The organism is Salmonella sp. 32120201201600049SM, from assembly GCF_017572835.1.
In the GTDB taxonomy this organism is placed as follows: Bacteria; Pseudomonadota; Gammaproteobacteria; order Enterobacterales; family Enterobacteriaceae; genus Salmonella; species Salmonella enterica.
On sequence record NZ_JAGESA010000001.1, the window covers coordinates 1 to 24,341 of the forward strand.

A 24,341-nucleotide genomic window follows, 5' to 3' on the forward strand; every position below is an offset into this window, starting at 1 on the left:
AGTAAAAGAGTCCGTGGCAATTTATAACCATGAACGGCCACACCTGGCCCTGAAATACAAAACGCCCGATGATGTTCATCAGGCGTTTTACAGACAAAAAACTGTCAACCTATATCAGGACTAGTCATCACGCCAGTCGGCAGCTTTTTACAGTACCGCGACAATGGCTTCGCACAGTGGCGCCATATTATCCGGGGTCATGCCCGCCACGTTCACGCGACCAGAAGCCACGGCATAAACGCCGAACTCTTCACGCAGACGCAGCACCTGATCTTTGGTCAGACCGCTGAATGAGAACATCCCGTTCTGCTTGATAATAAAGCTGAAGTCACGGTTCGCGCCTTTTTCCTGCAAGGTATTCACGAACAGTTGACGCATACGCTGGATACGCTGGCGCATGTCCGTCAGTTCCTGTTCCCAGATAGCGCGCAGGGCGTCATTACTCAGGATAGTCGCGACGATGGACGCGCCGTGCGCTGGCGGGTTGGAGTAGTTAGCGCGAATGGCGGATTTCATCTGGCTAAAAGCGCGATCCACGGTTTCCGCATCGGCGGCAACGAGGGTGCAGGCGCCGACGCGCTCATTATATAAGCCGAAGTTTTTGGAGTAGGAGCTGGCGACAATAAGCTCTTTATGCAGCGCGGCAAAGGCGCGCAGACCTTCCGCATCTTCTTCCAGGCCGCGGGCAAAGCCCTGGTAAGCGAAATCGAATAGCGGCAGCCACCCTTTTTCAACGGAAAGCTCAGCCAGAACCTGCCACTGTTCCAGAGTAGGGTCAATGCCGGTTGGGTTATGACAGCAACCGTGGAACAGAACCACATCGCCGGCCTGTGCTTCGCTCAGGCTGGCTTGTAGCGCTTCAAAATCCAGCGTGTGATTTTCCGCATCGTAGTAAGCGTACTCCCGAACTTCCAGGCCGGCAGCGTTAAACACGCTTTTGTGGTTCGGCCAGCTGGGGTTGCTCACCCACACCCGTTTTACCGGAGTATTTTTTGCCAAAAAGTCGGCGGCAATGCGTAACGCGCCGGTACCGCCCGGCGTTTGCGCCGTGCGTGCGCGCTTATCGTTAATCAGCGCGCTGCCTTTGCCGAACAGCAGTTCCTGAGTGCAGCGAGCAAATTCCGGAATCCCGTCAATGCCGAGATAGTTTTTCGTCGTTTCATTTTCCAGTAAATACTGCTCGGCTTTTTTAACGCTGGTGAGCACCGGTGTTTTGCCGGTTTCATCTTTATATACGCCAATGCCAAGGTTAATTTTCCCTGGACGGTCATCGGCGCGAAACAGATCGGCCAGGCCCAAAATCGGGTCGGCAGGAGCGGCGGTTATGTTCTCAAACATGACGAGGTTCCATTATAGTTACAGAAGGGAAATCCGCTATCAGGTTAACGGCAGATTTACAAAATGCCAACCGTTAGCGCTAAAAAGCCCGCCTGTTTTTGAAAGACGCACATTTTCTCTAAGAGAGATAAAAAAACAGGACCGAAGTCCTGTTTTTGAGGCATAAAACAAAGGGGTCTGCTGATCAGAACTGGTAAGTAATACCGACAGCCGCCTGATCGTCGGTGCCAACGTAGCTGGAGCTGTAGTCGTTTTCGTCCAGCAGGTTGAAACGGTAGTCAACCCATACGTTCATGTTTTTGTTGAAGTAGTAAGTCGCGCCCGCCTGAATATATTTCGCCAGATCGGCCGAGCCGTCGGCGCCGTTCAACTGCTTACCTTTACTCTGCACATACGAGATTGCCGGACGCAGGCCGAAGTCAAACTGGTACTGAGCGACCACTTCCAGGTTCTGCGTTTTGTTTGCCATTTCCACGGTATCGGTAACCGTATTTTCAACAATGCTCATATTGCGGGTTTCAGCATATACGGCAGCCAGGTAGACGTTGTTTGCATCATATTTCGCGCCAACGGCCCACGATTCTGCGCGATCGCCATTACCATCGCGATCCTGCTGATCGTTAGTACGCTTGCTGTTGCTGTACGCTGCGGTGACGCCAAAGCCGTCGAACTCATATGCCATGGTGTAACCTACGCCATCGCCATTCTGAGAGTTAATGCTGTGGTTGTCCTGATTTTTACCCTGATACTGGATACCGAAAGAGAGACCGTCCACCAGACCAAAGAAGTCAGAGTTACGGTAGGTCAACAAACCGCCAGCACGGCTGGTCATGTAGTTATCGGTATAGGCGCCGCCCCAGGTTTCGCCGGAGAAGTAGGGGGCCATATCGGTATAGGATTCAACATCGTAAACGATACCGTAGTTACGACCATAATCGATTGAACCCACTTCCGCGTATTTCAAACCCGCGAAAGCCAGACGTACCAGATTCGAGTTCTGCTGTTCGCCTTCAGCGCGGTCTGCTTTAGTACGATATTCCCACTGACCGAAACCGGTCAGATCGGTGTTAATCTGCGTTTCCCCTTTAAAACCAATCTGGGCATAAGTCTGGTCGGCATTTTTACTATCGCCGGTCGTTGTCCATACGTGACGACCCACGGCTTTACCGTACAGATCCAGCTTATTACCATCTTTATTATAAATTTCTGCTGCGTTTGCGGTTGCAGCAGCCAGCAGGGCAGGGATCACCGCTGCCAGGATTTTGCGCTTCATCATTATTTATTACCCTCATTGGTTTTTTTATATGACACCTGCCACTGCCGTCAATAAATTCCGTCAATAAAACTTTACAGAAATATTGATGAGAGTTTGGTGTCTTTATGTGTCTGACAGGCATCTTTCCATTCAAACTAACGTTTCGCTACCGTGAAAGTGCTACAAATATAAAGATTTAGTTTCAAAAGGAAAAAATATGTAAGCAAATGTTATTTTCATGGAACTTTGTGAACAACGTCAAACTTCCCCTGAGTTCTCGCTTTGATTTGATCGTTTTTCTTTTATCATTATGATTTTATTGTAATTATTGGCTTGTAGAACCGTTGTGCCTGAAAAAGCAGCAGACGAGCTATTTCATAAAAATAGCCATTTAGAAGTCTTGATGTCCGAAATTGTGGTGAAAAATTGTGCTATTAGAGCAGAAAAATCTAATCCGCAATAAAATTAAGGATTAATTTTTATGTGTAAATATTTTCGTGAAATATACAGTAACAAGATGTGGTAATTCAGAGGGTTGTAATTAAATTTATTTACTTATTGATAATAAAACTGACATTCAGGCGAAAAAAAAGGCCAGCATAGCTGGCCTTGAGTGTGACGTAAAAATCAGAAGCTGGCGTTGCGTGGGGTCCGTGGGAACGGAATAACATCGCGCACGTTTTGCACACCTGTGACGTAAGCGATAAGGCGTTCAAAGCCCAGGCCAAAGCCGGAATGCGGTACAGTACCGTAGCGACGCAAGTCGCGATACCACCAGTAATCCTCTTTATTCAGCCCCATTTCGGCCATACGGGCATCCAGCACATCCAGACGCTCTTCACGCTGGGAACCACCGATGATTTCGCCGATTCCCGGCGCCAGCACATCCATGGCCGCCACGGTTTTGCCATCTTCGTTAAGGCGCATGTAAAACGCTTTAATTTCCTTCGGATAGTTTTTCACCACTACCGGCGCTTTGAAATGCTCTTCCGCCAGATAGCGTTCGTGTTCGGAAGAGAGGTCGACGCCCCAGAACACCGGGTTTTCAAATGTCTTACCACAGCGTTCCAGAATGGCGACCGCATCGGTGTAATCCACCTGAGCGAAGTCGGTGGAGACAAAACGCTCCAGACGAGCGATAGCGTCTTTATCCACGCGTTCGGCAAAGAACTTCATGTCATCCGCACGCTCTTTCAGAACCGCGTTGAAGACATATTTCAGCATGGCTTCCGCCAGACGGGCGTTGTCTTCCAGATCGGCGAACGCCACTTCCGGCTCCAGCATCCAGAACTCCGCCAGGTGGCGGCTGGTGTTGGAATTTTCCGCGCGGAAGGTCGGCCCAAAAGTATAGATTTTGGACAGCGCACAGGCATACGTTTCACCGTTGAGCTGGCCGGAGACGGTCAGGAATGATTCTTTGCCAAAAAAGTCTTTGTCAAAATCTACTCTGCCCTGGTCGTTACGCGGCAGGTTTTCCAGATCCAACGTTGAGACGCGGAACATTTCGCCAGCGCCTTCGGTATCGGAAGCGGTAATCAGCGGGGTAGAGACCCAAAAGAAACCCTGCTCATCGAAGAAGCGATGCAGCGCCTGCGCCAGAGTATGGCGGACGCGCGCTACCGCGCCAATCAGGTTGGTGCGCGGGCGCAGATGCGCGACCTCACGCAGATACTCAATGCTATGGCGTTTTGCCGCCATCGGGTAGGTATCCGGATCTTCCACCCAGCCTGCGACCTCTACTTTCGTGGCCTGGATTTCGAAACTTTGCCCCTGTCCCGGCGACGCGACAACCTTACCTGTTACTACCACGGAGCAGCCTGTCGTCAGGTGTAATACTTCTTCATTATAATTGGGCAGAGAATTATTAATGACAGCCTGTACAGGATCAAAGCAGGAGCCGTCATAAACGGCGAGGAAGGAGATGCCAGCTTTTGAATCTCGGCGGGTACGCACCCATCCGCGAACGGTGACTTCTTGGTCAACGGCTACGCGGCCCTGGAGTACGTCGGCTACAGGCACAACGCTCATAATATTCTCTCTAGTTAATAGTCGGAAAAAATAAACACTTGTCCACCCGAAATGGGGGTATTCCTATGTTACCTGGCATCTGCAATCAGACAAGCAGAAATCGCATCTGAAAGCAGGTTTTCAGAAAGAAACCTGTAAAAAGTTCGCACCTGCTCGCGAACCATTGAGAATTTAGGCTGGTTTTGCAAGCTTTGCGCACGTTACTCGATCAGGACGCGCATCTCTTGCTTGGCGTTTTGCATCACGACAATCGTTTTAAAAGACTTAATATTGCCTGAGGAAAAGAAAAGCTCACGGGTAAGCGCTTCATATTCCGCCATGTCACGAACATTGAGCACCAGTAAAAAGTCGAAATCGCCCGTTACGTAGTAGACCTGCTGCACCTGCGGGCAACTGACAAACCGTTGACGAGCCTCTTCCAGTAAATTGAATCGCTCGTTTTCGATCACCACCTGCACCACAATCGTGACCGGGCGTCCCACTTTGCCAGCATCAATAAGGCTGACATTGCCTTTAATTATGCCCGCCTCCTCCAGTGCCGCGATACGACGATTCACTGCCGAAGGTGAAAGATTGACCTGTTCGGCGATTTCCCGCTGAGAAAGACGATTATCGCGCTGCAATAATGTCAGAATGTTTTTATCCCAGGCGTCAAGCTTCATATCGCAAATAACCTCTTTAATGTGATGACTATCACTGTGCGCAATTTTGCCGCGTCCAGGCCGTTAAAAAAAGGTGAAAATTGCACGACGATGGGCATTTTCGCGCCATTTAACAGCAATAAGCATAGTACTATCATAATCAGCGGAATAAAGAAAAGGACGTAATAGATATTGTGCGACTCTTTTATCAGTACGTTTATTAAAGTGAGGATAACCACTACTACAGCCACAAAACGCGAGTTCTTTGCTTGTTTCTACTCAATAATTGACAAAAATATATTATTTCAGTAAATAAACTTTAACAAAAGGTATCATTATGCATGAGCTTATTAAATATCAGTTTAATACACGTCGGAAAAAATATGGTACAGGAGCGGCCTTAAGTTTGCTTAACGGAAATGTTGGGCATGAGGTGTTAGCATTTCATAAAAAATTACCCAATTATGCCGTCACGCCGTTACATAATCTGGCGCATCTAAGCCAGCGGCTTGGACTAGGGTCCATCCATATTAAAGATGAATCCTGGCGTTTTGGCCTGAATGCTTTTAAAGGTCTGGGCGGCTCTTATGCTGTAGGAAAATATCTCGCTGATAAATTGCAATGTGATATTAACTCGTTAAGTTTTGCTGCCCTTAACACTCCTGAGATTAAAGAAAAAATTAAAGATTGTGTTTTTGTTACCGCGACGGATGGCAATCATGGCCGTGGTGTGGCGTGGGCGGCGGAGCAATTAGGTCTAAAAGCCGTCGTTTATATGCCTAAGGGATCATCGTTAATCCGGGCAGAGAATATTCGTCATCATGGAGCTGAATGCACCATCACCGATCTGAACTACGATGATGCAGTGCGACTGGCCCATAGAATGGCGCAAACAAAAGGCTGGGTGCTTTTGCAGGATACAGCCTGGACAGGGTATGAAGAGATCCCAACGTGGATTATGCAAGGCTATATGACACTAGCGGTTGAAGCTTATGAGCAGCTCGCAGAAACAAACAGTCCGTTGCCAACCCATCTTATTTTACAAGCGGGGGTGGGATCGTTTGCTGGCAGTGTTATGGGTTATTTTGTTGAAAAAATGCAGGAAAATATCCCTAATATTATTGTGGTTGAGCCGCATCAGGCCAACTGTCTTTATCAATCCGCAGTTATGAATGATGGTCAACCTCACTGCGTCACTGGCGATATGGCGACGATAATGGCCGGGCTTGCGTGTGGGGAGCCGAATATTATCAGTTGGCCTATTATTCGGGACAACACCAGTTGTTTTATTTCCGCTGATGACTGTCTGGCGGCTAAGGGTATGCGTATTTCTGCCGCGCCGCGCCCAGGTACGGATACGCCTTTTATTTCCGGCGAGTCCGGAGCTATTGGCGTAGGGTTACTTTATGAGTTGATGAACAATATGCATTATCAGGATCTTGCTAATCGCTTACAGCTTGATGCCAGTGCTCATGTTCTGCTTATTAGCACCGAAGGCGATACGTCCCCAGATATTTATGAAGATATAGTCTGGAACGGACGCAGTGCTTAAACATTACGACTAAAAAATTAGATAATAAAGGTAGCATGTAAAAAATGCGTTTTTTATACGCATAATAAACCTAATGCAGGAAGCAAGACTTCATAACAATATACCATTAAAACGGCATTTAGTGAGTAAGGGATGCTCCTACCCGCTGACTTTCCAGTTTAGTGTTGTTGGCAAAATTCAGGATTACGCTGAACTGGAAAGATTATTTCTGAGACTGAACGAATTAATTTAAATCCGAGGTCATTATGTTAGAGCAACTTTCACAACTCTTTGAATTTCTATGGGGTGGCCCATTATTTTTGTGTGTCATCGGCATTGGTTTTTATTTTACAGTACGCCTCAAATTTTTCCAGATTATCAATTTAAAAGAAATTTACCGTAATACAATTGGTACACTTGCCGGAAAAAATAAACAAAACACTACTGGCGAGGCAGCGTCTAAAAAATCCTTAAAATCAATAGAGGTGGCTGCCACTGTGCTATCCGGCTCATTAGGCGCGGGAACGATCGCAGGTGTTGCTGCGGCTATTGCGGTTGGCGGGCCTGGGGCAATTTTCTGGATGTGGATCATTGCGGTCGTGGGTATGATGACCAAAATGGTTGAAGTGACGCTGGCGGTGAAATACCGAAGTAAAGGTGAGAATGGCGAATATTATGGCGGCCCAATGCATTATATTAAGAAAGGGCTCAATAAAAAATGGCATCCCCTGGCAGGATTGTATGCGTTTGCATTAATGATTCTGGTTATTACGGATGCCTGTTTTGTGCAAACTAATACGATGGCGGCGGTCATTCACTATACGTTTGACATCCCAACAAGCGTCATCGGAGGATTTATTGTCATCGTAGGCGCGTTGGTTATTTTAAAAGGACTCGCCAGTCTTGGTAAATTCTGTACGATTGCACTTCCACCGATCACCATTGCCTATTTCATTGGTGCCGCTGGTGTAGTGGTATTGAATATCGAGGCTATCCCACAGGTTATAAAAAGTATTTTCTATTATGCCTTTGCCCCTGCGCCAGCAGCCGGTGGCTTTGTCGGGTCAACCATCATGATGGCCATCAGTAAAGGAGCCAGTCGCGGAATATTCACTAACGAAGCCGGCATGGGTACCTCGGCCACAGTACATGCTACTGCCAACGTGGATTACGCTTTCCGTCAGGGAATGTGGGGGGCAGTGGAAGTTTTTTTTGTCTCAATGATTACCTGTAACTTTACCGCATTTGCTGTACTTGCTTCTGGTATGTGGACAGACGCCAGTTATCAAGGTATTCAGATTATCTTTGCCGCCTTAAAAGAAACATGGCATCCGATTATTGTTCAGGTTCTCTGTCTCGGTGTGGCGTTGATTCTGTTTACTTCTTATCTTGGTTCATATATTAAATTTCGCACTTCGATAAACTATATCTTTGGCGATAAGCTAGAACGCATCATTAAATGGCTATATTTTTTGCCGCCACTGATTGCCGTTAATATGGAAATCCCGGTAATCTGGTTAATGGCTGATATTGCTGTCGGTTTTCTGGTTATCCCCAACGTAATTGCTCTGTTCTTGCTGCGTAAAGAATTTATTAGCGAATTCAATATTTTCAGAACGCGTACACAGCGGGACACTAATTCTGAAAAAACAACGCAAATTACGCACGTAAATATGTCGAAGAGTGAAGGGGAAGAATAGTCACCATCGCGGCCAGAACAGGTAAGATGGTCAGAAGAGTAACAAAGCGCCCACTTTCCGGGCGCTTCGCACAGGCATGGTTAACTTGCTTTACGCACCTGCGGGAGATCGAACGCTTTACGCAGCGCGCACACAAACGCTTTATCATGACAGATCGTTTTACCGGGGCTGTCGGAAAGTTTAGCCACCGGCTTTCCGTTACATTCCACGAGCTTAATCACGATATTGAGCGGTTTTACCTGAGGGATATCGCAGGTCAGGCGGGTACCGATGCCGAAGCTTAACTGCACGCGAGAGGCGAAATGGCGATAGAGCTCGACCGCCTTTGGCAGATCAAGGTTATCTGAAAAGACCAGCGTTTTTGTCAGCGGATCAATCCCCAGCTTTTCATAATGGGCAATCGCCTTTTCGCCCCATGCGACAGGGTCTCCTGAGTCGTGGCGTAACCCCTGATAACGGCTGGCGAATTCAATGCCGAAATCGCGTAAAAACGCATCCATTGTAATGCAATCTGTCAATGCGATACCAAGCTGGTCCGGATATTCGTTAAGCCAGGCGGCCAACGCGGCACGCTGGCTAGTCGCCAGGTCCGGACTGATTTGTTGATGCGCCTGGAACCATTCGTGCGCCTGAGTGCCCATCGGCGTCAGCGCCAGGCGACGCGCGAGATCATAGTTGCTGGTGCCGACGAACCATGACTCCTGCTGGAGACGTTTAACTATCGCCTGCTGCACTTCACGAGAGAAACGGCGGCGGGTGCCGAAGTCCATCAGGTGGAAGCGGGACATATCGAGATTGGCGGTTAACGCAGTGAAATCAACCAGCTTACTTTCCAGCGCGTCGAGCGCCTGATCAACACCCGCGTTTGGCGAGCGGTAGTGATGAACCAGCTCACTGATCACGGCCAGCAGCGGCACTTCCCACATAATGACTTCACGCCACGGGCCGGTTAAGCGAATATTCAGCTTGCCGTTATCGTTGGTGACACAGACTTGATCTGGGTTATAGCGAAACTCGCGTAACCAGTTCAGATAATCCGGTTTAAAAAAGGGCAGGCCGGAGAGCCACTGGAACTCGTCCTCCTGGAGGCGCAGGTGCTGCATCGCGTCCACCTGCTCGCGAATAGCATCGGCATAAATACCCAGCAGGTCGTCGCCACGGCAACGAAACTCAGCCGCTACCTGCACATCATAGTAGTGGTGAAAAACGGCTTGCTGCATATGCAACTTATAAGCATCTGTATCCAGCAACGAGTGCAGAACAGGAGAAGCGAATTGTGTCATAGGTGCGCTGTTGCGTCCTCTCACGGGAGCGTTTAGTACAATAAACAACTAAGAAAACCGCTGGAGTATACCTTGTTTAGCGATTTATTGAACCCCGATCACACCATAAGCTGTCTTTAGGGTCGAGCGCATTTCGTGCCCCATGTTATAAAAATGTAGCAAATAGGCCGTTTGTGCCTGAAAAGATGAACATTCTGCGTAGCGCGATTTGCGCAACAGGAATAGACTGGAGTCGACACTCTACACAAAGATGCGAAAGGTTTTTTATGACACAACAGCCACAAGCCAAATACCGCCATGACTATCGCGCGCCGGATTACCAGATTACTGATATTGACTTGACCTTTGACCTCGATGCCGAAAAAACCGTGGTCACCGCAATAAGCCAGGCTGTTCGTCATAGCGCGCCTGATGCGCCTCTTCGCCTTGATGGGGAAGATTTAACGCTGGTATCTATCCACGTCAACGATGCGCCGTGGACAGCATATAAGGAAGAAGAGGGCGCGCTTATCATCAGCGACCTGCCAGAGCGTTTTACGTTACGCATTGTCAACGAGATAAGTCCGGCGGCGAATACGGCGCTGGAAGGATTGTACCAGTCCGGCGATGCGCTCTGTACCCAGTGTGAAGCGGAGGGCTTCCGCCATATTACCTGGTATCTTGACCGCCCGGACGTACTGGCGCGATTTACCACCAAAATTATTGCCGATAAAAGCAAATATCCGTTCCTGCTTTCCAATGGCAACCGTGTTGCGCAGGGTGAACTGGAGAATGGCCGTCACTGGGTTCAGTGGCAAGATCCGTTCCCGAAACCGTGTTATCTGTTTGCGCTGGTGGCCGGTGATTTTGACGTGCTGCGCGATACCTTTACCACCCGCTCCGGGCGTGAAGTCGCATTAGAACTGTACGTTGACCGTGGCAATCTGGATCGCGCGCCGTGGGCAATGACTTCGCTGAAAAATTCCATGAAATGGGATGAAACGCGTTTTGGGCTCGAATATGACCTCGACATCTATATGATTGTCGCGGTGGATTTCTTTAATATGGGCGCGATGGAGAATAAAGGTCTCAATATCTTTAACTCCAAATACGTGCTGGCGCGAACCGATACCGCGACGGATAAAGATTATCTCGATATTGAGCGCGTGATAGGCCATGAGTATTTCCACAACTGGACCGGCAACCGCGTCACCTGCCGCGACTGGTTCCAGTTGAGCCTGAAAGAGGGGCTAACCGTGTTCCGCGATCAGGAGTTTAGCTCTGATTTGGGGTCACGCGCGGTGAACCGCATCAGTAACGTGCGTACCATGCGCGGTTTACAATTCGCGGAAGACGCCAGCCCGATGGCGCATCCTATCCGCCCGGATAAAGTAATCGAAATGAATAACTTCTACACCCTCACCGTTTATGAAAAGGGCGCGGAAGTCATTCGCATGATCCACACGTTGCTGGGTGAGGAAAATTTCCAGAAGGGGATGCAGCTTTATTTTGAGCGCCATGACGGCAGCGCCGCGACGTGTGATGACTTCGTACAGGCGATGGAAGATGCTTCTAATGTCGATTTGTCCCATTTCCGCCGCTGGTACAGTCAGTCCGGCACGCCGATTGTAACGGTAAAAGATGATTATAATCCGGAAACCGAGCAGTACTCGTTGACCATCAGCCAGCGCACTCCGGCGACGGCGGATCAGGCGGAGAAGCAGCCGCTGCATATTCCATTCGCCATCGAACTGTACGATAACGAAGGCAACGTCATTCCGTTGCAAAAAGGCGGTCACCCGGTCAACGCCGTGCTGAACGTCACGCAGGCGGAGCAGACATTTACCTTCGATAATGTCTACTTCCAGCCTGTTCCGGCCTTGCTGTGCGAGTTTTCAGCGCCGGTGAAACTGGAATATAAATGGAGCGATCAGCAGTTGACGTTCCTGATGCGCCATGCGCGCAATGATTTCTCCCGTTGGGATGCGGCGCAAAGTCTGCTGGCCACATACATTAAACTGAATGTGGCGCGTCATCAGCAGGGGCAACCGCTATCGCTTCCGGTGCATGTCGCTGATGCGTTCCGCGCAGTACTGTTGGATGAGAAAATCGATCCGGCGTTGGCCGCAGAAATTTTAACGCTGCCTTCGGCCAATGAAATTGCGGAGCTGTTTGAGGTCATTGACCCGATCGCCATTGCGCAAGTTCGTGAAGCGCTAACGCGTACGCTGGCGGCAGAACTGGCGGATGAGTTCCTGGCTATCTATAACGCCAATCATCTGGATGAGTATCGTGTTGATCACGGCGATATCGGTAAGCGCACGCTGCGCAATGCTTGCCTGCGCTTCCTGGCGTTCGGCGAGACGGAGCTGGCTAATACGCTGGTCAGCAAACAGTATCGCGACGCCAATAATATGACCGATGCGCTGGCGGCCCTGTCTGCTGCGGTGGCGGCGCAGTTGCCGTGCCGCGATACGCTGATGCAGGAGTATGACGATAAGTGGCATCAGGACGGCCTGGTGATGGATAAATGGTTTATCCTGCAATCCACAAGCCCGGCGGAAAATGTACTGGAAACCGTACGCGGCCTGCTCAAACACCGTTCTTTCAGTATGAGCAACCCGAACCGCATCCGTTCATTAATTGGCGCGTTTGCTGGCAGCAACCCGGCGGCGTTCCATGCGCAAGACGGTAGCGGATACCAGTTCCTGGTCGAGATGCTGACCGATCTGAATAGCCGTAACCCGCAGGTAGCATCTCGCCTCATTGAACCGCTGATTCGTCTGAAACGTTATGATGATAAGCGTCAGGAGAAAATGCGCGCGGCGCTGGAGCAGTTAAAAGGACTGGAGAATCTTTCCGGCGATCTGTACGAGAAGATAACTAAAGCGTTAGCCTGACAGTATCCGTTATAAAGAGGTAAGACATGCCCGGTAAGCGTTAGCGCTGCCGGGTATTTTTTTGCCGGACGATGACGCTCCCTGGCGAAACGTGAAGTGAGAATGAAGGAAAACGATTGCTATTTATTGCCGTAGGTCAATTCCCTTTTGCCTTGTTATCGCCCATAATACGCCCCCGGTTTGCACACCGGGAATCCAGGAGAGTTCATGTACTATCCCTTCGTTCGTAAAGCCCTTTTCCAGCTCGATCCAGAGCGCGCTCATGAATTTACATTTCAACAATTACGCCGCATTACAGGTACGCCGCTGGAAGCGCTGGTGCGCCAGAAAGTACCGACAAAGCCGGTTACCTGCATGGGACTTACCTTTAAAAATCCACTGGGGTTGGCTGCCGGTCTGGATAAAGACGGGGAGTGCATCGACGCGTTAGGCGCGATGGGGTTTGGCTCCCTGGAAATCGGCACCGTGACGCCGCGCCCACAGCCGGGTAACGATAAGCCGCGTCTTTTTCGTCTGGTGGATGCTGAAGGTCTCATCAATCGGATGGGCTTTAATAATCTGGGCGTCGATAACCTGGTCGAGAATGTTAAAAAAGCCCATTTTGATGGTATTCTGGGAATTAACATCGGTAAAAATAAAGATACGCCTGTCGAAAATGGCAAAGATGACTACCTGATTTGTATGGAAAAAGTCTATGCTTATGCGGGTTATATCGCCATTAATATTTCTTCGCCGAATACGCCAGGGCTACGTACGCTCCAGTATGGCGATGCGCTGGACGATCTGTTAACTGCCATTAAAAATAAGCAAAACGATCTTCAGGCGATCCACCATAAATATGTGCCGGTGGCAGTAAAGATCGCGCCGGATCTTTGTGAAGAAGAATTGATCCAGGTTGCCGATAGCCTGCTTCGTCATAATATTGATGGGGTGATTGCGACAAATACCACCCTCGATCGTTCTCTGGTACAAGGAATGAAAAATTGCCAGCAAACGGGGGGATTAAGTGGCCGGCCATTACAATTAAAAAGCACAGAAATTATTCGCCGTTTATCTCAGGAGTTAAAAGGACAATTGCCTATTATCGGCGTCGGCGGCATTGACTCAGTTATCGCCGCGCGCGAGAAGATAGCGGCAGGAGCTACGCTGGTACAAATTTATTCCGGCTTTATTTTTAAAGGCCCGCCATTGATTAAAGAAATCGTAACGCACATCTAAACTTTAGCCTTTATCAGACAACCAGGGCTTTATTTCCGGCGCTGGTTGTTTTATATTTCTCCACTGTTGCTTATTTAGACATTTTAGGCTTTTATTATTGGGGTAATAAACGAAGCGGCAAAAGGACAATGCTGTTACGAGTTGCTTAAAAGCGGGAGAGAGGTAATGCGAATTAAACCTGACGATAACTGGCGCTGGTATTATGATGAAGAGCACGATCGTATGATGCTCGATCTCGCCAATGGTATGCTTTTTCGCTCGCGCTTCTCTCGTAAAATGCTTACGCCGGACGCGTTTTGCCCGACCGGTTTTTGTGTGGATGATGCCGCGCTCTATTTTTCCTTTGAAGAAAAATGCCGGGATTTCGAATTAACCAAAGAGCAACGCGCGGAGTTGGTATTGAATGCGCTGGTGGCGATTCGCTATCTCAAACCGCAGATGCCAAAAAGCTGGCATTTTGTAGCGCATGGCGAAATGTGGACCCCGGGAACGGGCGATGCCGCAAGCGTCTGGTTAAGCGATACGGCGGAACAGGTTAATTTGCTGGTCGTTGAGCCGGGAGAAAATGCCGCGTTGTGTCTGCTGGCCCAGCCGGGCGTGGTGATAGCAGGCCGAACCATGCAGCTTGGCGATGCGATTAAAATTATGAACGACAGGCTGAAACCGCAGGTTCACTGTCACAGTTTCAGCCTTGAACAAGCGGTTTAATTTTCCAGTCGTAACGCGGTCTTAGGCACGCAGCTACAGCTCAGAATCGTACCATCGTCACCCATAGCCGATTTTTTCAGCGGACTTACTTCGCCTTCCAGCAAACGTATCCGGCAGCAACCACAGATACCAGCCCGGCAAGAATACGGAATACGAATCCCCTGATTCTCCAACTGTTCCAGTAGTACCTGTTGATTATTCCCGCAGAAGGTTTGCCCCTGCCAGTCGATGGTTACACTCGCGTCCGGGTGTTTCTCTGGCGTAACGCTGTCGTCGAGCGTTGTGGCGCCATAAGCTTTTGCCGGGGCTGTCGCCAGAATCTCCACCTCATCGCCGACGCGAATGACGCCGCTATTGCGGGCAATCAGATTCTGACCGAAATCCACATCGCCATTGTCCTGGGCGGTACGAAAAGCTTGCAGTGTCGCCAGCGGTTCGCCGGAAGGATGTTTTTGCCCCTTTTCAGGGCTGACGGTCGTAAAAATACAGCGGCTACAGGGCTTCACGACGTCAAAAATCACATCGCCAATGCGAAGCACTTTCCAGCTATCTTCCTCCCAGGCCGCTACGCCGGAAACCACTAAGTTTGGGCGAAATTGTTCCATTTGTACGCCTGCCGGACAACGCTGTTGCAGATCGCGCAGCGAGGCTTCGTTGGTCAATAAATACGGGTAGCCATCGGCAAATCCCAGCGGCACCGCGTTATGTCGTTTGACCCGGCGTGTCAACTGCGGCCCAACCCAGCGCAACTGGACATCGCGGGAGAAAAAGCCGCTCAACCATTGATTAATCGCCGTCGGGGCGACGCGAGCGGTAAAATGGTTTCCCCAGACCTCGGTCGGCGCATCCTGCGGGGTGAAATCCGTAAAGCGAACCAGCGCGCTACTGCCGTCTGGCGCGGTCAAATGGAGGCCGTCATGTAAGGGAGAAGGGGTAAAACGTACCATTTGTGGAAACTGGCGGGCGGTAATAAATGTGCCGTCAGGCTCGGTCACCATGAAGATGCGATCAAAAGCCAGGCCGCTGATATCTGCCAGCGCATGAGTCAGGCCAATGCCGCGCATGGATTTGACCGGATGAATAAAGAGCCGTGATAACGTCGCCACCGTACAGTCCCTCAAATGAAAATAAGCCTTCAACTTTATGACATGGGCGTGAGATTAGCTATAATGCGCAACAATTTTCTTAGCGTAAAAGTGACAATATGAATTCTCTGTTTGCCAGTACGGCCCGCGGGCTGGAAGAGCTGTTAAAAACTGAACTGGAAAAACTGGGCGCCGTAGGGTGTCAGGTTGTTCAGGGTGGGGTCCATTTTCAGGGCGACACGCGGCTTATTTACCAGAGCCTGATGTGGAGCCGCCTGGCCTCGCGTATTATCCTGCCGATGGGTGAGTGCAAGGTCTACAGCGATCTCGATCTTTACCTCGGCGTTCAGGCGATAAACTGGACAGAGATTTTTAATCCTGGCGCGACGTTTGCGGTGCATTTCAGCGGCCTGAACGACACCATCCGTAATAGTCAGTATGGCGCGATGAAAGTTAAAGACGCGATTGTCGATGCGTTTACGCGGAAAAATCTTCCGCGTCCAAATGTGGACCGCGAATCGCCGGACCTCCGTATTAACGTCTGGCTGAATAAAGAAACTGCCAGCATTGCGCTGGATCTCAGTGGTGATGGCCTGCACCTGCGCGGTTATCGCGATCGCACCGGGCTGGCGCCAATTAAAGAGACGCTGGCGGCAGCGATTGTTATGCGTTCCGGCTGGCAACCAGGTACGCCGCTGCTCGACCCTATGTGTGGTTCGGGGACACTGTTGATTGAGGCCGCGATGTGGGCGACCGATCGCGCGCCGGGCCTGCACCGTGGTCACTGGGGATTTAGCGGCTGGGCACAGCATGACGAAACTATCTGGCAGGAAGTGAAAGCCGAAGCGCAGACCCGGGCGCGTAAGGGACTGGCGGAGTATTCCTCTCATTTCTATGGTTCCGACAGCGATGCGCGCGTCATTGAGCGGTCGCGCAGCAACGCCCGTCGCGCCGGTATCGGGGAGCTTATCACCTTTGAAGTGAAAGATGTGGCGCAACTGAGTAATCCATTGCCGAAAGGCCCGTATGGTACGGTGATCAGTAACCCGCCTTACGGCGAACGTCTGGACAGCGAACCGGCGCTGATTGCGTTGCACAGCCTGTTGGGCCGTACCATGAAAAATCAGTTTGGCGGCTGGAACCTGTCGCTGTTCAGCGCTTCGCCCGATCTGCTGGGCAGCCTGCAATTACGTGCCGACAAACAGTTTAAAGCCAAGAATGGCCCGCTGGACTGCGTGCAGAAAAACTATCATATTGCGGAAACCACGGCGGACAGTAAGCCGGCGACGGTGGCGGAAGATTACGCTAATCGCCTGCGTAAAAATCTTAAAAAGCTGGAGAAATGGGCGCGCCAGGAAGGGATTGAATGCTATCGCTTGTATGATGCCGACCTGCCGGAATATAACGTGGCGGTAGACCGTTACGGCGACTGGGCGGTGATTCAGGAATATGCGCCGCCGAAAACGGTGGATGCGCAAAAAGCGCGGCAGCGTCTGTTCGATATTATTGCGGCAACCTTGTCAGTGCTCGGTATTCCGCCGAATAAACTGGTGTTAAAAACCCGTGAACGGCAAAAAGGAAAAAACCAGTATCAGAAAATGAGCGAGAAGGGCGAGTTCCTTGAGGTCAGCGAATATAATGCGCGCTTATGGGTAAATCTGACGGATTATCTCGACACCGGTCTGTTCCTCGATCACCGTATTGCCCGCAGAATGCTGGGAGAAATGAGCAAAGGCAAAGATTTCCTGAATCTCTTTTCTTATACCGGCAGCGCCAGTGTACATGCGGGTCTGGGCGGCGCGCGCAGCACCACAACGGTGGATATGTCCCGCACCTATCTGGAGTGGGCCGAACGTAATTTGCGTCTGAACGGACTGAGCGGCCGCGCGCATCGCCTGATTCAGGCCGACTGCCTGGGCTGGCTGCGCGAGGCGAATGAACAGTTCGATTTGATCTTTATCGATCCGCCGACGTTCTCTAACTCAAAACGTATGGAAGAGTCGTTTGATGTTCAGCGCGATCATGTCGCGTTAATGAAAGATTTAAAACGTCTGCTGCGTAAAGGCGGCACCATCATGTTCTCAAATAATAAGCGCGGATTCCGTATGGATCTGGAAGGGCTGGCTGAGCTGGGGCTTACTGCACAAGAAATTACGCAAAAAACGCTCTCCCCGGATTTTGCCCGTAACCGTCAGATTCATAACTGCTGGCTGATCCGCGCCGCCTGAAAGGAAAAGTAAATGTCATTAATCAGTATGCATGGCGCATGGCTGTCGTTCAGCGACACGCCGCTTCTCGATAACGCAGAGTTGCATATCGAAGATAACGAACGCGTCTGTCTGGTGGGGCGTAACGGCGCCGGGAAATCCACCTTGATGAAGATCCTCAACCGCGAACAGGGTCTGGACGATGGGCGTATTATTTATGAGCAGGATCTGATCGTCGCGCGTCTGCAACAGGACCCGCCCCGTAATATTGCGGGCAGCGTCTATGACTTTGTCGCCGAAGGTATCGAAGAACAAGCGGAATACCTCAAGCGCTATCATGAGATTTCCCGTCTGGTGATGACCGATCCCAGCGAGAAAAACCTCAATGAAATGGCGCGCGTACAGGAACAGCTCGATCATCATAATCTGTGGCAGCTGGAAAACCGTATTAATGAAGTGCTGGCGCAGCTTGGACTCGATCCTAACGCCGCGCTGTCGTCGCTCTCCGGCGGCTGGCTGCGTAAAGCCGCGCTGGGTCGGGCGCTGGTCAGCAATCCGCGCGTATTGTTACTGGATGAACCGACTAACCATCTGGATATCGAAACTATCGACTGGCTGGAAGGGTTTCTGAAAACCTTTAACGGAACGATTATTTTTATCTCTCACGATCGTTCGTTTATTCGCAATATGGCGACCCGCATTGTCGATCTCGATCGTGGCAAACTGGTCACCTATCCGGGAAATTACGATCAATACCTGCTGGAGAAAGAAGAAGCGCTGCGCGTAGAAGAATTACAAAACGCGGAATTTGATCGCAAACTGGCGCAGGAAGAAGTCTGGATTCGCCAGGGTATCAAGGCGCGCCGCACCCGTAATGAAGGGCGCGTGCGGGCGTTAAAAGCGATGCGTCGTGAACGCAGCGAGCGCCGGGAAGTGATGGGCACGGCGAAGATGCAGGTCGAAGAGGCGACGCGCTCCGGTAAAATCGTTTTTGAGATGGAAAACGTCGATTACCAGGTAGAAGGAAAACAACTGGTAAAAGATTTCTCCGCTCAGGTACAGCGCGGCGACAAGATTGCGTTAATTGGCCCGAACGGCTGCGGTAAAACCACGCTACTGAAACTGATGCTGGGACAGCTTCAGGCTGACAGCGGGCGCATCCACGTAGGAACGAAGCTGGAAGTCGCCTACTTCGATCAGCATCGCGCCGAACTGGATCCGGAAAAAACCGTGATGGATAACCTTGCGGAAGGCAAGCAAGAGGTGATGGTAAACGGTAAGCCGCGCCATGTACTGGGCTATTTGCAGGACTTCCTGTTTCACCCCAAACGGGCGATGACACCCGTCCGCGCGCTTTCCGGCGGCGAACGTAACCGTCTGCTGCTGGCACGACTGTTCCTCAAGCCGAGCAATCTTTTAATTCTCGATGAACCAACGAACGATCTTGACGTCGAAACGCTGGAACTATTAGAAGAATTAATTGATGGCTATCAGGGCACGGTACTACTGGTCAGCCACGATCGGCAATTTGTCGATAATACCGTGACGGAATGCTGGATTTTCGAGGGCGGCGGCAAAATCGGACGTTATATCGGCGGCTACCATGATGCGCGTGCGCAGCAAGAGCAGCATCTGGCGACGAAACAGCCGATGGCGAAAAAAAATGAGGAAGTTATTGCCCCTAAAGCAGAAATTGTAAAACGTGGCAGTAGCAAACTAAGCTATAAACTGCAGCGCGAGCTGGAGCAGTTACCCGGTCAGCTTGAAGACCTGGAAGCGAAGCTGGAAGCGCTACAGGCGCAGGTTGCGGATGCGGCCTTTTTTAGCCAACCCCATGAGCAAACGCAAAAAGTTCTGGCCGATTTAAGTCAGGCGGAGCAAGAACTTGAGCAAGCCTTCGAACGTTGGGAGTATCTTGAAGGCCTGAAAAACGGGGCATAACGAAAGGAGCGCCTATGTGTGAACATCACCATGCTGCGAAGCACATATTGTGCCCGCAATGCGACATGCTGGTGGCTTTACCCCGCCTCTCGCATGGGCAAAAAGCAGCATGTCCACGATGCGGCGCAACGTTAACGACCGAGTGGGACGCGCCCCGGCAGCGTCCTACCGCCTATGCGTTAGCGGCACTATTTATGTTGCTGCTTTCTAACCTTTTTCCCTTCGTGAATATGAATGTCGCGGGCGTCACCAGCGAAGTCACGCTTCTGGAAATCCCCGGCGTCATGTTTTCTGAAGATTACGCCAGCCTCGGCACGTTCTTTTTGTTATTTGTCCAACTGGTGCCGGCATTTTGCCTGGTGACCATTCTATTACTTGTCAACCGCGCCAGTCTGCCGTTGTCGGTAAAAAAAACGCTGGCAAGGATCTTTTTCCTCCTCAAATCGTGGGGAATGGCGGAAATATTTCTCGCCGGGGTGTTGGTCAGTTTTGTTAAGCTGATGGCCTACGGCGATATCGGCATCGGCAGCAGTTTTATTCCCTGGTGCTTATTTTGTCTCGTTCAACTGCGGGCGTTCCAGTGTGTCGATCGCCGCTGGTTGTGGGATGATATCGCCCCGCAGCCTGCACTGGCGCAGCCGTTAACGCCGGGAATTACCGGTATCCGGCAGTCTTTGCGTTCTTGCGCCTGCTGTACGGCGATCCTGCCTGCGGAGAGTCTCGTCTGTCCGCGTTGCCATACGAAAGGCTATGTCCGGCGTAAAAACAGTTTGCAGTGGACGCTGGCGTTATTATTTACCTCGATCATGCTTTATCTGCCCGCCAATATTTTGCCGATTATGATTACTGACTTACTGGGCTCGAAAATGCCGTCGACCATTCTGGCTGGCGTGATTTTGCTGTGGAGCGAGGGGTCTTATCCGGTGGCGGCGGTTATCTTTCTCGCCAGTATTATGGTGCCGACGCTAAAAATGATCGCCATTGCCTGGCTTTGTTGGGATGCGAAAGGCCACGGTAAGCGCGACAGTGAACGGATGCATTTTATTTATGAAGTAGTGGAGTTTGTGGGGCGCTGGTCAATGATTGATGTCTTTGTCATTGCCGTACTCTCTGCGCTGGTGCGTATGGGAGGGTTAATGAATATTTATCCTGCGATGGGTGCGTTGATGTTTGCTTTAGTCGTCATAATGACAATGTTTTCTGCGATGACCTTTGATCCGCGTCTGTCGTGGGATCGTGAGTACGAACCAGGCCATGAGGAGTCCTGATAGCATGGAACCTAAAAAAGGGGAAGCCAAAGTACAAAAGGTGAAAAATTGGTCGCCTGTCTGGATATTCCCGATTGTTACTGCGCTTATCGGAGCCTGGATTCTGTTTTATCACTACAGCCACCAGGGACCGGAAGTTACCTTAATCACCACCAATGCGGAAGGCATTGAAGGCGGAAAAACGACGATCAAAAGTCGCAGCGTGGATGTCGGCGTGGTTGAAAGCGCGACGCTGACTGACGATCTGACCCACGTACAAATCAAAGCGCGGCTCCATTCCGGTATGGAAAAGTTGCTGCATAAAGACTCGGTATTTTGGGTGGTAAAACCGCAGGTGGGGCGTGAAGGCATCAGCGGGCTTGGGACGCTGCTATCAGGTGCGTATATTGAACTACAACCAGGAAGTAAGGGCAGTCAGCCGGAAAGCTATCAGCTTCTTGACTCACCGCCGTTGGCGCCGCCCGATGCCAAAGGTATTCGTGTGATTCTGGACAGCAAAAAGGCCGGTCAGCTCAGTCCTGGCGATCCCGTTCTGTTCCGGGGCTATCGGGTAGGGTCCGTTGAAACCAGCTCTTTCGATCCGCAAAAACGGACAATGAGTTATCAGTTGTTCATTAAGGCGCCAAACGATCGGTTGGTCACCAGTAATGTCCGATTCTGGAAAGATAGCGGTATCGCTGTGGATCTGACATCGGCGGGAATGCGCGTGGAAATGGGATCGTTGACGACGTTGTTTGGCGGCGGCGTGAGTTTTGATGTGCCGGAAGGACTTGAGCAGGGGCAACCCGTCGCCGAAAAAACGGCGTTTAACCTCTACGACGATCAAAAAAGTATTCAGGATTCGCTGTATACCGATCATATCGATTACCTGATGTTCTTTAAAGATTCGGTGCGCGGATTACAACCCGGCGCGCCGCTGGAGTTCCGCGGTATTCGTCTGGGGACGGTAAGCAAAGTGCCTTTCTTTGCGTCTAAAATGCGCCAGGTATTTAACGACGATTACCGTATTCCTGTGCTGGTGCGCATTGAACCGGAGCGTCTGAAAGCGCAATTGGGAGAAAATGCGGATGTTGGCGCGCATTTGACGGAACTGCTTAAGCGCGGTTTACGCGCTTCGCTTAAAACCGGTAACCTGGTGACCGGGGCGCTGTATGTCGATCTGGACTTTTATCCTAAGGAGCCGCCGATTACCGGGCTACGCGAATTTGATGGTTATGAAATTATTCCCACCGTCAGCAGCGGCCTGGCGCAAATTCAACAGCGACTGGTGGAAACGTTGGATAAGATCAACAACCTGCCGCTGAATCCGATGATTGAACAAGCGACCAATACGCTGTCTGAAAGCCAGCGTACTATGCGTCGGCTGCAAACCACGCTGGATAATATGAACAAGATTACCTCCAGTCAGTCGATGCAGCAGCTTCCGGCGGATATGCAAACGACGTTACGCGAACTTAACCGCAGTATGCAAGGCTTCCAGCCTGGATCGGCGGCGTATAACAAAATGGTGGCGGATATGCAGCGTCTCGATCAGGTGCTTCGTGAGTTACAACCGGTGTTGAAAACTCTGAACGAGAAGAGCAACGCGCTGGTATTTGAAGCGAAGGATAAAAAAGATCCTGAGCCTAAGAGGGCGAAACAATGAAAAAATGGCTAGTCGTGATAATGGCGTTCTGGCTGGCGTCATGTAGCTCCGGCGGAGAGAATAAAAGCTATTATCAGCTCCCGATAGCGCAAAGCGGTGTGCAAAGCACCGCAAGCCAGGGCAACCGTCTCTTATGGGTAGAGCAGGTTTCCGTACCTGACTATCTGGCAGGTAACGGTGTGGTGTATCAAACCAGTGATGTCCAGTATGTGATTGCCAATAACAATCTGTGGGCCAGCCCGCTGGACCAGCAATTACGTAACACGCTGGTGGCGAATCTTAGCGCCCGGCTTCCTGGCTGGGTCGTCGCTTCCCAGCCGTTGGGAACCACCCAGGATACGTTGAACGTTACCGTAACCGGATTCCATGGACGTTACGATGGTAAGGTTATCGTCAGCGGGGAGTGGTTATTAAACCACAACGGACAACTGATTAAGCGGCCTTTCCATATCGAAGCCAGCCAGCAGAAAGATGGCTATGATGAGATGGTCAAAGTACTGGCAAGCGCATGGAGTCAGGAAGCAGCCGCTATCGCAGATGAGATAAAGCGCCTTCCCTGAGATAAAAGTAATGTAAATTTAACCGCTTCAGGTCGTGCGCCTGAGGCGGTTTTTTTATTTTTGACGCCGGAAAAATAGTTGTTATGGCTCACATTTTTTGTACAAATGATTTACCGTATAGCTCACAAATATGACATTGGTGTGAATTTTGCGCATTGACGGGCGATCCATTTAGAGGTATTCGTGTAGTGTGATTGCACATTTTGTAATCACTGTTTTCTTTTCCACCAGATACAAATATGAGGGAAACGAGGCATGAAGAGACAAAAACGAGATCGCCTGGAACGGGCACATCAACGTGGATATCAGGCCGGCATCGCCGGACGATCAAAAGAAATGTGTCCCTATCAGACGCTGAATCAACGGTCATACTGGTTGGGAGGTTGGCGACAAGCCATGGAGGACAGGGCGGTAATGGCCTGATTCTGTCTCTTTAGAAAAAGAAACCTCCGCAGTGCGGAGGTTTCGCCTTTATTGGCTTTGCAAGCATGATACCGATAGCGCGGAATATCAATTCAACACTTAGAACGCGGAAGTATCCTGGAACAAACCGACTTTCAAATCGTGAGCGGTATAGATCAGACGACCATCCACCAGAACCTCACCGTCCGCCAGACCCATGATCAGGCGACGGTTTACGATACGTTTGAAATGAATGCGATAGGTGACTTTCCTGGCTGTCGGCAGAACCTGGCCGGTAAATTTCACTTCGCCCACGCCCAGAGCGCGGCCTTTGCCTTCGCCGCCCAACCAGCCCAGGTAGAATCCCACCAATTGCCACATAGCATCCAGACCCAGACAACCGGGCATCACCGGATCGCCGATAAAGTGGCATCCGAAGAACCATAGATCCGGATTGATATCCAGCTCGGCTTCGACATAGCCTTTGTCGAAATTGCCGCCCGTTTCGGTCATCTTAACGACGCGGTCCATCATCAGCATGTTCGGCGCAGGGAGTTGCGGCCCTTTAGCGCCAAACAGTTCACCACGACCAGAGGCAAGAAGGTCTTCTTTTGTATAGGATTCGCGTTTATCTACCATGTTTTATGTAAAC

At 50.6% G+C, this 24,341-nt stretch carries 18 protein-coding genes; 11 read left to right on the forward strand and 7 right to left on the reverse strand.

What is annotated here, in order from left to right:
* Positions 1–147 precede the first annotated feature (147 nt).
* From aspC to J4650_RS00020, 4 genes are all read right to left on the reverse strand, one after another.
* Positions 148–1,338 carry an aspartate transaminase gene (gene aspC, locus J4650_RS00005; RefSeq protein ID WP_000462653.1) on the reverse strand — a complete coding sequence of 397 codons (1,191 nt, stop codon included), beginning with the start codon at positions 1,336–1,338 and terminating at the stop codon, positions 148–150.
* Positions 1,339–1,522: 184 nt separating this feature from the next.
* Positions 1,523–2,614, reverse strand: coding sequence for a porin OmpF (ompF, locus tag J4650_RS00010; RefSeq protein ID WP_000977709.1), 1,092 nt, complete (start codon positions 2,612–2,614; stop codon positions 1,523–1,525).
* A 606-nt stretch (positions 2,615–3,220) separates the two neighbouring features.
* On the reverse strand, positions 3,221–4,621 hold the full coding sequence (gene asnS / locus J4650_RS00015; protein ID WP_023993514.1) for an asparagine--tRNA ligase: 1,401 nt from the start codon (positions 4,619–4,621) through the stop codon (positions 3,221–3,223).
* A 200-nt stretch (positions 4,622–4,821) separates the two neighbouring features.
* Positions 4,822–5,283, reverse strand: coding sequence for an Lrp/AsnC family transcriptional regulator (locus J4650_RS00020; protein WP_000762342.1), 462 nt, complete (start codon positions 5,281–5,283; stop codon positions 4,822–4,824).
* A gap of 316 nt (positions 5,284–5,599) precedes the next feature.
* Between J4650_RS00020 and dpaL the strand changes: the two genes are divergently transcribed.
* Both dpaL and J4650_RS00030 read left to right on the forward strand, forming a co-directional pair.
* The gene (gene dpaL, locus J4650_RS00025; RefSeq protein ID WP_020438006.1) at positions 5,600–6,814 is read left to right on the forward strand and encodes a diaminopropionate ammonia-lyase; all 1,215 of its coding nucleotides are present in this window, start codon (positions 5,600–5,602) and stop codon (positions 6,812–6,814) included.
* A 245-nt stretch (positions 6,815–7,059) separates the two neighbouring features.
* Entirely contained in the window at positions 7,060–8,493 is a 1,434-nt protein-coding gene (locus J4650_RS00030) for an amino acid carrier protein (RefSeq protein WP_000893191.1), read from the forward strand.
* Between the two features lie 80 nt (positions 8,494–8,573).
* Here the strand turns inward: J4650_RS00030 and pncB are convergent, their stop codons facing one another.
* Positions 8,574–9,776, reverse strand: a complete 1,203-nt coding sequence (gene pncB / locus J4650_RS00035) for a nicotinate phosphoribosyltransferase (RefSeq protein ID WP_023993513.1) — start codon at positions 9,774–9,776, stop codon at positions 8,574–8,576.
* 266 nt (positions 9,777–10,042) lie between these two features.
* On the opposite strand from pncB, the gene pepN reads away from it, so the two are divergent.
* From pepN to zapC, 3 genes are all read left to right on the forward strand, one after another.
* Positions 10,043–12,655: an aminopeptidase N gene (gene pepN, locus J4650_RS00040; protein WP_023993512.1), complete on the forward strand. Its 2,613-nt coding sequence runs from the start codon at positions 10,043–10,045 to the stop codon at positions 12,653–12,655.
* 207 nt (positions 12,656–12,862) lie between these two features.
* Positions 12,863–13,873, forward strand: coding sequence for a quinone-dependent dihydroorotate dehydrogenase (pyrD, locus tag J4650_RS00045; protein ID WP_000291723.1), 1,011 nt, complete (start codon positions 12,863–12,865; stop codon positions 13,871–13,873).
* Between the two features lie 165 nt (positions 13,874–14,038).
* Positions 14,039–14,581 carry a cell division protein ZapC gene (zapC, locus tag J4650_RS00050; RefSeq protein WP_001220671.1) on the forward strand — a complete coding sequence of 181 codons (543 nt, stop codon included), beginning with the start codon at positions 14,039–14,041 and terminating at the stop codon, positions 14,579–14,581.
* Here the strand turns inward: zapC and J4650_RS00055 are convergent.
* Positions 14,578–15,687 (reverse strand): YcbX family protein, encoded by a 1,110-nt coding sequence (locus J4650_RS00055; protein WP_023993510.1) that lies wholly within the window; start codon positions 15,685–15,687, stop codon positions 14,578–14,580. The two genes, zapC and J4650_RS00055, sit on opposite strands and share 4 nt — an antisense overlap.
* 98 nt (positions 15,688–15,785) lie before the next feature.
* Between J4650_RS00055 and rlmKL the strand changes: the two genes are divergently transcribed.
* The 6 genes from rlmKL to rmf all read left to right on the forward strand — a co-directional run bounded on the left by rlmKL (position 15,786) and on the right by rmf (position 23,710).
* Positions 15,786–17,894 carry a bifunctional 23S rRNA (guanine(2069)-N(7))-methyltransferase RlmK/23S rRNA (guanine(2445)-N(2))-methyltransferase RlmL gene (gene rlmKL / locus J4650_RS00060; RefSeq protein WP_023993509.1) on the forward strand — a complete coding sequence of 703 codons (2,109 nt, stop codon included), beginning with the start codon at positions 15,786–15,788 and terminating at the stop codon, positions 17,892–17,894.
* 12 nt (positions 17,895–17,906) lie between these two features.
* On the forward strand, positions 17,907–19,814 hold the full coding sequence (locus J4650_RS00065; RefSeq protein ID WP_023993508.1) for an ABC transporter ATP-binding protein: 1,908 nt from the start codon (positions 17,907–17,909) through the stop codon (positions 19,812–19,814).
* 14 nt (positions 19,815–19,828) lie between these two features.
* Positions 19,829–21,082: a membrane integrity-associated transporter subunit PqiA gene (pqiA, locus tag J4650_RS00070; protein WP_000333152.1), complete on the forward strand. Its 1,254-nt coding sequence runs from the start codon at positions 19,829–19,831 to the stop codon at positions 21,080–21,082.
* Between the two features lie 4 nt (positions 21,083–21,086).
* Positions 21,087–22,727, forward strand: a complete 1,641-nt coding sequence (gene pqiB, locus J4650_RS00075) for an intermembrane transport protein PqiB (RefSeq protein WP_000433414.1) — start codon at positions 21,087–21,089, stop codon at positions 22,725–22,727.
* Positions 22,724–23,287 (forward strand): membrane integrity-associated transporter subunit PqiC, encoded by a 564-nt coding sequence (gene pqiC / locus J4650_RS00080; RefSeq protein ID WP_000759136.1) that lies wholly within the window; start codon positions 22,724–22,726, stop codon positions 23,285–23,287. The genes pqiB and pqiC overlap by 4 nt, the downstream gene beginning before the upstream one ends.
* Before the next feature lie 255 nt (positions 23,288–23,542).
* Positions 23,543–23,710 (forward strand): ribosome modulation factor, encoded by a 168-nt coding sequence (gene rmf, locus J4650_RS00085; RefSeq protein ID WP_001537784.1) that lies wholly within the window; start codon positions 23,543–23,545, stop codon positions 23,708–23,710.
* 99 nt (positions 23,711–23,809) lie between these two features.
* Here rmf and fabA read toward each other — a convergent pair whose 3' ends face one another.
* The gene (gene fabA / locus J4650_RS00090; RefSeq protein WP_000227928.1) at positions 23,810–24,328 is read right to left on the reverse strand and encodes a bifunctional 3-hydroxydecanoyl-ACP dehydratase/trans-2-decenoyl-ACP isomerase; all 519 of its coding nucleotides are present in this window, start codon (positions 24,326–24,328) and stop codon (positions 23,810–23,812) included.
* Between the last annotated feature and the right edge of the window lie 13 nt (positions 24,329–24,341).